Source organism: Bacteroidota bacterium (assembly GCA_017303975.1).
Classification (GTDB): Bacteria; Bacteroidota; Bacteroidia; order JAFLBG01; family JAFLBG01; genus JAFLBG01.
This window is the reverse complement of sequence record JAFLBG010000028.1, coordinates 37,698-46,563: the sequence shown is the minus strand read 5'-3', so window position 1 is coordinate 46,563 and position 8,866 is coordinate 37,698. Positions and strand designations below refer to the sequence as shown.

Genomic DNA, 8,866 nt, shown 5'->3' with positions numbered 1-8,866 from the left:
GAAAAATGGGAATTGATGAACAAGAAGAAAATTTATTCGGACAAGTAAATAAAAAAGACAACAGAACTGCTGTAAGTTTAGGGTTTATGTACACGCTTCCAATGTTGGTGAATTTTCAGGCAGAAGTATATCACGATGGAATAGTTCGACTTTCTTTAATGCGAGAAGATATACCGATTTCAAAAAGAATTAGAGCCGGATTTATGGTTAATACAGACAAAGAATTCATGGTTGATTTACGCTACATTCTAAATAAAAATATGGGAATTAGAACGCACTACGATAGTGATATGGGCTTTGGAGTTGGACTGACATTAAACTATTAATTGCTACCCAATTTGCAAGCACATTGCCAAAGCCGCATAAGCCAACGCTACAACCAAAGCTTTGTCAAAGAGCTTGCAAAGCCAACGCAGTACAAAATTGTTATTAAAATATTTCCAACGCTTCAAATAAAATAAAAAACGCAACATACAGCCGACACGACAATGACACAAAAAATAAATACTGACAATGGTTTACTTCGCAGACAGGTTACTCAACTGCTGCACTAGATCCGAACTGGCGACCAGATTTAGTAAAATCGGAAAGCAGACTTATTTTAGCAATGTTGTTTAGACTATAAAGCCAACACACAAAAGCACACACATTTACAAACCGCACTAGCCAACGCACATACCAAGACATGCAAAAGAGTGTGCTTTTCTCCAACCTAAATAAAGCTTCAGCTTTTTCTTCCCATCAATAAAACAAAAATCACGGACACAAATCTTCGTTGTCCTTAGAGAGAAGGGCATCCGCTAAAAGTGTTTTGCAAAATTGGTAGTTAAGTTCTTTGTATGACTGTTTTTGCTAAATTTAAATTTCAGTACTTAGTATTGAAGTTTAGTGTAGAGAATTGCCAATCTAGCAAAGTTCAGAGCAGTTATAGCGATAATCATTATCTTTAAAAGCTGAAAAGAAATTATGAATTTTAAAAACTAATAAATAATAAAATGGCAAGTATCAATCCTCACATTAACTTCAACGGAAATGCAGAAGAAGCATTCAACTTTTACAAATCAGTATTTGGCGGAGAGTTTACAAAATTCATGCGATTCAAAGATTTAGCAAGTGATGAATTCCCGGTAGCTGAGCACGAAGCAAATAAAATAATGCACATTGCCTTACCAATTGGCAAAAGTATTTTAATGGCTAATGATGTACCTGAAATATTGGGACGAACAAACGAAAATGAAAATAGAAGCAAAATTGTAATTAGTGCAGAAAGTAAAGAAGAGGCCGACAAATTATTCAATGGACTTTCGGTAGGCGGACAAATTGAGATGCCTATTTCTGATAGCCCCTGGGGTTCATATTTTGGAATGTTTAGAGATAAATATGGAATTGAATGGATGGTAGATTTTGACTCGAATTATAAGGGGCAAATTTAGCCTAAGCAATAATTTATGATACGTACTATTTTCATCGTGTTGATTTGCGCATGTGTGTTAATGGGTTGTACGAATCAAAATACTCCCTTAAGCGACAAAGATGTCATAGTATTAGATTCTGCTAATCTCTCTCAACAACCCAATGCCAAAATTCATCTTCCTATATCTTTTTATAAAAAGTTTGAAGGGGTAATTGGAAGTGATACCGTTCTGGTTGATTTAACAAAAAAAGATACTGTTTTAACTGTTACGTATTTTGATAGTAGAATAGGAGAGAATAGCATTTTATATGGACGTGTTGGCTCGGATGGAACATTTGATTTATTTGCAATTTATCATAAAGAAATAAATTTTTCGGGCTCTTTTAGTAATGAGACATCCATTTCCGGAATTTGGACTGATGCTAGTACAAGAGATACGTTGAAGTTTAGTATGTCGGAAAAAACAGATAATGTAATTGCTGTTTCATTTGAAGAATTGCATCGCACGAATTGTAGGGTTAGGGATAAAATGGAGTCTTCCGGCAATTCTAATGCGAGCGATTCCATTTGCTCTAGAATAGACCTTGATTTCATTAAAGTAGCAGCTTCTACACAGGAGGCAACCCAAAATATGAATAAGGTAATTACATCAATGGTATGTGCTTTTAGCAATAGTAGAGACAAGTGTAATGCAATTGATGAATTAATGAACGCTGTAGATTCTATTAAGCAGGAAGATGCTGCATATCAACTTTACATTGGTTGCTCTTTAGTGACCAATGAAAGCGATATTTTATGTGTTAAAGTTCAACAATCACTATTTATGTTAGATGCAGCGCATCCAAGTAGTAATGGATTCTATTGCAACTTCGACATAAAAACTGGAAAGCAACTAACGCTTGATGACTTGATACAAAAAAAATATATGATTCAATTTAACAAACTTGCGGAGAAAAAATTTGGAGAAGAAAATGGATATGAAGAATGGAGTTTTCCGAATGGAAAGTTTAAACTAAGAAGTGACTTTGCAATAACAAATACCGGACTTTTATTTACATATTACCCCGATGAAATAGGCTCTTACATTTTAGGAACACCCCAAATACATATTCCATACGAAGATTTTCAAAATATGATTAAGCCCAATGGATTGATTCAGGAATTGATGAAGAATCGAAAATTTTTAAATTAATACAATGAAAATTTTTGTAGAAACGGATAGATTAATATTAAGAGAGATATTGCCATCGGATGCAGATGGATTTTTTGAGCTTGACTCCGATCCAGATGTGCATAAGTATTTAGGCAATAAACCGGTAACTAGTATTTCTCAAGTAAAGGAGGTGATACAGTTGGTAAGACAGCAGTACATTGACAATGGAATTGGACGCTGGGCGGTTGTTGAAAAATGTTCAAATAGTTTTATTGGCTGGGCAGGATTGAAATATGTAAGAGAAGCAACAAATAATCACATAAACTATTATGATTTGGGATACAGATTAATTAAAAAGTATTGGGCTAAAGGTTTTGCTACAGAGAGCGCAATTGCTTCATTGAATTATGGGTTCGAAAACCTCAACCTAAGCGACTTGTATGCAATAGCGCATCAAGAGAATAATGCATCAAATAGGATATTAAGTAAAGTGGGTTTTCATCTTTCCGGAACATTTATGTATGATAATTCGCTCCATAATTGGTATAAACTAACCAAACGCGATTGGGTGAAGAAGAACAATCAATTCATATCTCACTAAAAATAGTATGTTTTTTTCTTAAAATTTAGTATATTCATTAAACACTATATTTCAATTTTATGGCATTTAAGGTTAGTCAAATAGTATCTGCAAATTCGTTTAATGTATCTCCGGAATGGAGAATTTGGAAATTGAGAGCGGGCGGTAGCTCTGTGGTAATCAATAATTTTAATGTACCCGACAAGCACGCCAATAGAGCAGAATACAATTTAGTAAAAGAAAAATTGGCTAATCTACTTCAATATAAAACGGTTGAACTAAAACCTCCATTTTCTTTTTCGAAAAAGAAAGAGTTGATGTGCGATGTGCTTTTAGATGGTGTTCATATTAATGAACTAATTCCTGAATGTAAGCCACAAGCCAACTTTATTTCTGAAACTACCACTGAGCATTCGTTAAACGAAACAAATCAAGAAAATAGTAGTTCAGAATAACTTTCACACAATTTATTTTATTGGCAGGTGCTTTTGTACTAAGCCGCAAGGATTTAACCTGTTGCCGAATTACTAGAACTGGTAATAGGGCGATATCATTATATACACAATTACCCCGGTAACTGTTACATACAGCCATATTGGAAAGCTAAACCGCACAATTTTTCGATGTGCTACTACATCGCCTTTTAAGCCTCTGTAAAACGAAATTAATACTAAGGGTAGTACAATTGCGGCTAATAAAATATGTGTAAGTAAAATAAATAAATACACAGGCCGAAGTGGATTATCTGTCGGGAATTTTGTTTCTACTCCAAAGGCATGAAATGTTACATACGACAATAAAAAAAGCGTAGATAAAATAAAGGTGGCAATATTTAGCCGCTTGTGCATTTCTATATTTTTCTTTTTTATAAAATACAATGACGTAAGTAGTAAAATAGCGCATGTGCCATTAATAAAGGCGTTTAGCATTGGTAGAATCTTTACAAATTCAGGCATTGCTTCAGCTTTGGGCATATTAAATAGTATAACTACCAATGCAAATACAGCAACAGAAACTATATAAATTAAACGAAGAGCTTTTTTATCGTTCATTGTTTTTTCTTTTTTCTTTTTTCTTTTCTAGAATCGAATATTCTGCCAACAAAATTTTAATATCGTCCACCAATCTATTTATTTCTTTTAAAACACTTCCGTCATACACTCCTCGAATGTGCGATTCCTTATCAATCAAATAAACAGCCTTTTCTAGCGCTATTGGTTGTGTATCTATAGCAATTGCTTTTTGTAATTCGGTAAAAAATGTAGTTGCAAAATCTGGCGTTGTAAATTTTGTTATATGCCATTTTACATTTGTATAATTACAATGTACTTCATCTGCATATGCATTTAGTTCATCAATAGAATTGTTGGTCGTTTGCGCAGAAATAGAAATTAATTTTACTAATTGATAATCTTTTAGTTTTTCTTGTAATCGCACAAACTGAGCCATGGTAGGGGCATATGCCACTTTGTTTTGACTATCAAAGGCATTTACAACTTTTATATACATGCCTAGATAACTAGAATCGAGCGAAACATTTTTATGATTCGTAAGCGGTTGAAAGGGTATTTTAAAGAATGCGGTATCCTTTTTTGAAATAGCAGTTTTTGGACCTAAGTAATTCAAATAAATAAAATGGTGTTTCCCGGTAGATAAAATAATATAAAACACCGAAGGGAAAAGTAGTATGAAAAATAATAAAAATACTTTTTTGTATTTAGACATATAGATAACCGTAACAACAGATAAGTAAAAATGTTTAGCAATCATAAAAAAACCACGCTGTTGGCGTGGTTTTTTTATGATTAATGTCCTTCGTGACTTTTTTCTTTTTCGTCAGTATGTTTCTCTGTGGCTCCGTGTTCTTCGCCATGACCACCCTTCAGCAACATTTCTTGCTGATCAATCACATTTTGATCCATAGCTGATTTGCGTTCTGTTGAACTGGAGTATGTACCTTCTGTTGTAACTATCCAAATTAGATAGGTTATAAAAAGGCAGTATGGTGCTAAAATAGTGTATTTAAACACTTTTCGCTCATCGCCTAAGTGCATAAATGACAGAACAATATATGCGGCTTTTGCTATTGTAAAGCCTATAAACAATACTTTTAATAGCAGTGTAGATTTATTTCTGTCATCCAATAGATGCCAGTCTTTTGCCATAAAACCAATAATAAGTTCTATGATTGTAATGCCAAGCATAATCCAAAATACTTTCCATAATTTTTTACGTTTTACGGCTCCCTCTTCCTCGCTGTGGTGAGCCATTGCTTCATAATTTGGATAATCATCGTGAAATTCCGACATATAATTTTAGTATTAAATGATAAATTATAAACTCTAAATTCTAAAAGGGATTACAATAAATAAAAGAATGTAAATACAAACACCCATACTAAATCGACAAAGTGCCAATACAAACCAACTTTTTCTACCATTTCGTAATGGCCTCTGCGCTCGTAAGTGCCGTTAATAACGTTTAGAAAAATTATAAAATTTATTACAACACCACTGAATACGTGAAATCCGTGGAATCCGGTAATAAAGAAAAAGAAGTCGCCAAATACAGGAAGACCATACTCATTGTAAGTAAGGTTAGCACCATGTACAACAACATCTTTCCAAACCCCATCTACTAGAATATTTCTAACAGCACCATGCTCTGTTCCTACAATAAAATTATACCACTCCCAAGCTTGAGAGCCAACAAACATCAAACCTCCAATAATAGTTAGGAACATCCATTTGGTAACAGCTTTTTTATCGTTTCTATGACCCGCTTCTACTGCTAATACCATAGTTACAGAACTCATGATAAGTATAAATGTCATTAAACCAACATAAGCTAAAGGCAAATGAACTCCTTCAAGGAACGGAAAGTGGTGAAATACATCGCCCGGATTAGGCCAAATATCGGGATATTTGTGGCGCATAAAACCATACGCACATAAAAGTCCTCCGAATGTTAACGCATCGGAAACAAGGAAAAACCACATAAACATTTTTCCGTAACTTACTCCAAATGGCGATTGTGCGCCTCCCCAAGCTTCTTTTGGGCTAACTGTAGATGAATGTGATGACATATAAATAATTCAGTTATAGATGTTTGTTCTTGAACTACGTAAAATTAAAAATTTATTATTCAAAAAAAATTTTGAACTAAAGATTATTTGTTCATTTTACTATTTATAATCATTCTTTGGTGTTAACTAATTGATTGTTAGTTGTTTAATTTAATTACCTTATCTTGTCGGTTTTTAATGAACTTTTATCGGTTATGAGGTGTTGTTAATCTAATTATGGGTTATTTTGTAACTTTTTTTAAGAATAAACACGTATAACTAGTACCAAAAATACTTATATTGAAAAGGTTACGTGAAAAAAATTAATGGTGTCTAAAAAAAATAACGGGTCTCGGGTGCATAATTCGGATGGGATAATAAGCTCAAAGGATTTAGGCAAACTTCTATCTATTGTTAGAGAGTATTGGTATGTGCCAATTGTATTTGTGATTCTTGGTGCCGGTGTAGGTTATTATTATTTCGAGAAATTTGTTTTTAAAGGCTACACTGCCCTTGCTCAAATATCATTAAAATACAACCCTGAGAACAAAAAAGAATATGCTGATTATTCTGAGGAAATGACAGGGATTAATTCTCCCGATTTAATTATAAAAACCATCAATAGTTTAAACTTAGATGTTTCTTATTTTACCTTAAAAGACAATACATCAGAAGAAGTATTTAATAATTCACCTTTTAAAGTAACTACCGGTGTTGTATCCGAATCGTTTTATGAAACGCCTATAGCATTATCTATTTTAGATTCTAATTCATATTCTATATCATATCAAGGTACGTCCAACAAAATTGAAGCTGCGGGTGTTTTTGATAGTTTACTTTCTACCAATGATTTTAAGCTTTATATCAACAAAACAAAAGGGAAAGAGTCGTTATTAAAAAAAGGGGAGAAGTATATTGTAAAACTTCATAATAAAAACACATTAGTTTCTAGATACCAAAGTGCTTTAAAATCGAACCTCACCAAAGATTTAGGTGTTTTACAGGTGTTTTACAACGATTTTCTTTCGAATAGGGCTGTTTCGTTTTTGGATACACTTACCAAAAATTATTTGAATAATACCATTAAAACGCAGTTGGAAAGAAATACCAAAATGGTTTATGGTATAGATAAACTTTTGGTGAGTACAGATATTACGTTGCAGCAGATTGCAGATAGTTTGCGCAAGTACAATCAAGGTAATTTAGTTATAAGTGAATCTATTGAAGATCAAAAATATATTTCGGTTTATACTAGTTTGACACTGGAAAAAAGTCGCCTTCAACAAAAAAGATTAGGCTTGAATGAAATTGAAAATTATTTGACATTAAAATCATCGGCCGATGTTACTGTGCCTCCTCCTTATTTTAATGAACAACAAGATGCATTTTTGGCAAACGCTTTTGCAGAATTACAAAAACTGCAAAAAGACAAACGCGATTATTTATTTGATGTAACTGATAAAAGCAAGAATATATCGCACATTGACAAAGGATACGAAGATAGAAAAAGTGATTTGTTGAAATACATAAAGGATAGTAAGGTTGCTACCGATGCAAAGATTGCTTTTGTTGAAAACCAAATTGCAGAAATAACTCCTTTGGAAAAAAAATATACAAGCACGCAGTTGCGTATTATGGATTTGGAGCGACAAATGAAGATGAACGAGAATATGTATATGGATTTGCTAAACAAAAAAAATACATTACTGGTTTCTCAAGCAGCTATGGCTCCGGAGTATAAGTTGTTTGAATCAGCTCATATTGTTGAATCTTCTGGACCTTCAAGATGGTCTATTATTTACAAGTTTGCTCTTGTTGCGTTGGGAATTAGTTTGCTGTTTGTTTATTTGAAAATGTTGTTTACTTCCGGTATTAAAACAATAGATGAATTAAAGGAAAAGACAGAACTTCCTATTTTAGGGGAAATTCCGATGATTAAATATGATAAAAACAAAATTACTACCATTGTTAATGCAGAGGAGAATCCAATTGCCTCGGTCTTTTTACGCTCCATTAGAACATCGTTAGAGTTTATGCCAGCGAAGAAAAAGGCAAAAGTAATTTTAGTTACCTCTCACATGATTGGAGAGGGGAAAACATTCTCTGCAATTAATTTAGCGGAGGTTATTTCTAAAAGCAACAAGAAAGTTTTATTGATAGATTTAGATTTGTTCAATCCGAGTATTGTAAAATCGCTTTCTATTACTACTCCTATTGAGAAGGGAGTTGCCAATGTTTACAATGATTATGTTGATATTTCAAAGGCAATACTTAAGGGCGATAGAAAATTTGATATGTTGCTAAATACTACCCCAATTAAGAATGCCTCAGAACTTTTGATTGGCGATAGAACAGAAAAAATTATTGAGTACGCAAGAAAAAATTACGATTATGTAATTTTAGATACCGCTCCTATCGGGCTAATTTCGGAGGTGTTATCTGTAATGAAACATTCTGATATTAATGTTTTTGTACTTAGCTCTGTGGTTTCTAATAAAGAGGCAATAAAGCAAGCAAACCTAATTGTAGAGGAAAATAAGTTTAATATTTATTTACTTCTCAATAAAACCAATGTTAAGAAGACACAATATTATTCTAAGTATTACAAAAATTACAAATACGCATACGCTTCGTAGTGCATATTAATTCTATATT

Annotated in this window: 10 protein-coding genes; 6 read left to right on the top strand and 4 right to left on the bottom strand. The window is 33.0% G+C overall.

The window, feature by feature from the left end; translation table 11 throughout:
* From J0M08_10025 to J0M08_10005, 5 genes are all read left to right on the top strand, one after another.
* Positions 1–326 (top strand): copper oxidase (locus J0M08_10025; protein MBN8703392.1); only part of this gene is annotated, 326 nt, incomplete at its 5' end.
* Positions 327–995: 669 nt separating this feature from the next.
* Positions 996–1,433 (top strand): VOC family protein, encoded by a 438-nt coding sequence (locus J0M08_10020; protein MBN8703391.1) that lies wholly within the window; start codon positions 996–998, stop codon positions 1,431–1,433.
* 15 nt (positions 1,434–1,448) lie between these two features.
* Positions 1,449–2,606, top strand: a complete 1,158-nt coding sequence (locus J0M08_10015) for a DUF3298 domain-containing protein (GenBank protein MBN8703390.1) — start codon at positions 1,449–1,451, stop codon at positions 2,604–2,606.
* A gap of 4 nt (positions 2,607–2,610) precedes the next feature.
* Positions 2,611–3,168 carry a GNAT family N-acetyltransferase gene (locus tag J0M08_10010; GenBank protein MBN8703389.1) on the top strand — a complete coding sequence of 186 codons (558 nt, stop codon included), beginning with the start codon at positions 2,611–2,613 and terminating at the stop codon, positions 3,166–3,168.
* Between the two features lie 59 nt (positions 3,169–3,227).
* Complete coding sequence (locus J0M08_10005; protein MBN8703388.1) at positions 3,228–3,602, top strand: hypothetical protein; 375 nt, start codon at positions 3,228–3,230, stop codon at positions 3,600–3,602.
* Positions 3,603–3,674: 72 nt separating this feature from the next.
* Here the strand turns inward: J0M08_10005 and J0M08_10000 are convergent, their stop codons facing one another.
* From J0M08_10000 to J0M08_09985, 4 genes are read right to left on the bottom strand one after another with little or no spacing between them, the layout of a single operon-like run.
* Positions 3,675–4,199, bottom strand: coding sequence for a DUF420 domain-containing protein (locus tag J0M08_10000; protein ID MBN8703387.1), 525 nt, complete (start codon positions 4,197–4,199; stop codon positions 3,675–3,677).
* A complete protein-coding gene (locus J0M08_09995; protein MBN8703386.1) occupies positions 4,189–4,917 on the bottom strand; it encodes a hypothetical protein in 729 nt (242 codons plus the stop codon). The genes J0M08_10000 and J0M08_09995 overlap by 11 nt, the downstream gene beginning before the upstream one ends.
* 35 nt (positions 4,918–4,952) lie before the next feature.
* Positions 4,953–5,456 carry a cytochrome C oxidase subunit IV family protein gene (locus tag J0M08_09990; protein MBN8703385.1) on the bottom strand — a complete coding sequence of 168 codons (504 nt, stop codon included), beginning with the start codon at positions 5,454–5,456 and terminating at the stop codon, positions 4,953–4,955.
* A gap of 50 nt (positions 5,457–5,506) precedes the next feature.
* Positions 5,507–6,232: a cytochrome c oxidase subunit 3 gene (locus J0M08_09985; protein MBN8703384.1), complete on the bottom strand. Its 726-nt coding sequence runs from the start codon at positions 6,230–6,232 to the stop codon at positions 5,507–5,509.
* Positions 6,233–6,537: 305 nt separating this feature from the next.
* Between J0M08_09985 and J0M08_09980 the strand changes: the two genes are divergently transcribed.
* The gene (locus tag J0M08_09980; protein MBN8703383.1) at positions 6,538–8,847 is read left to right on the top strand and encodes an AAA family ATPase; all 2,310 of its coding nucleotides are present in this window, start codon (positions 6,538–6,540) and stop codon (positions 8,845–8,847) included.
* Positions 8,848–8,866 lie beyond the last annotated feature (19 nt).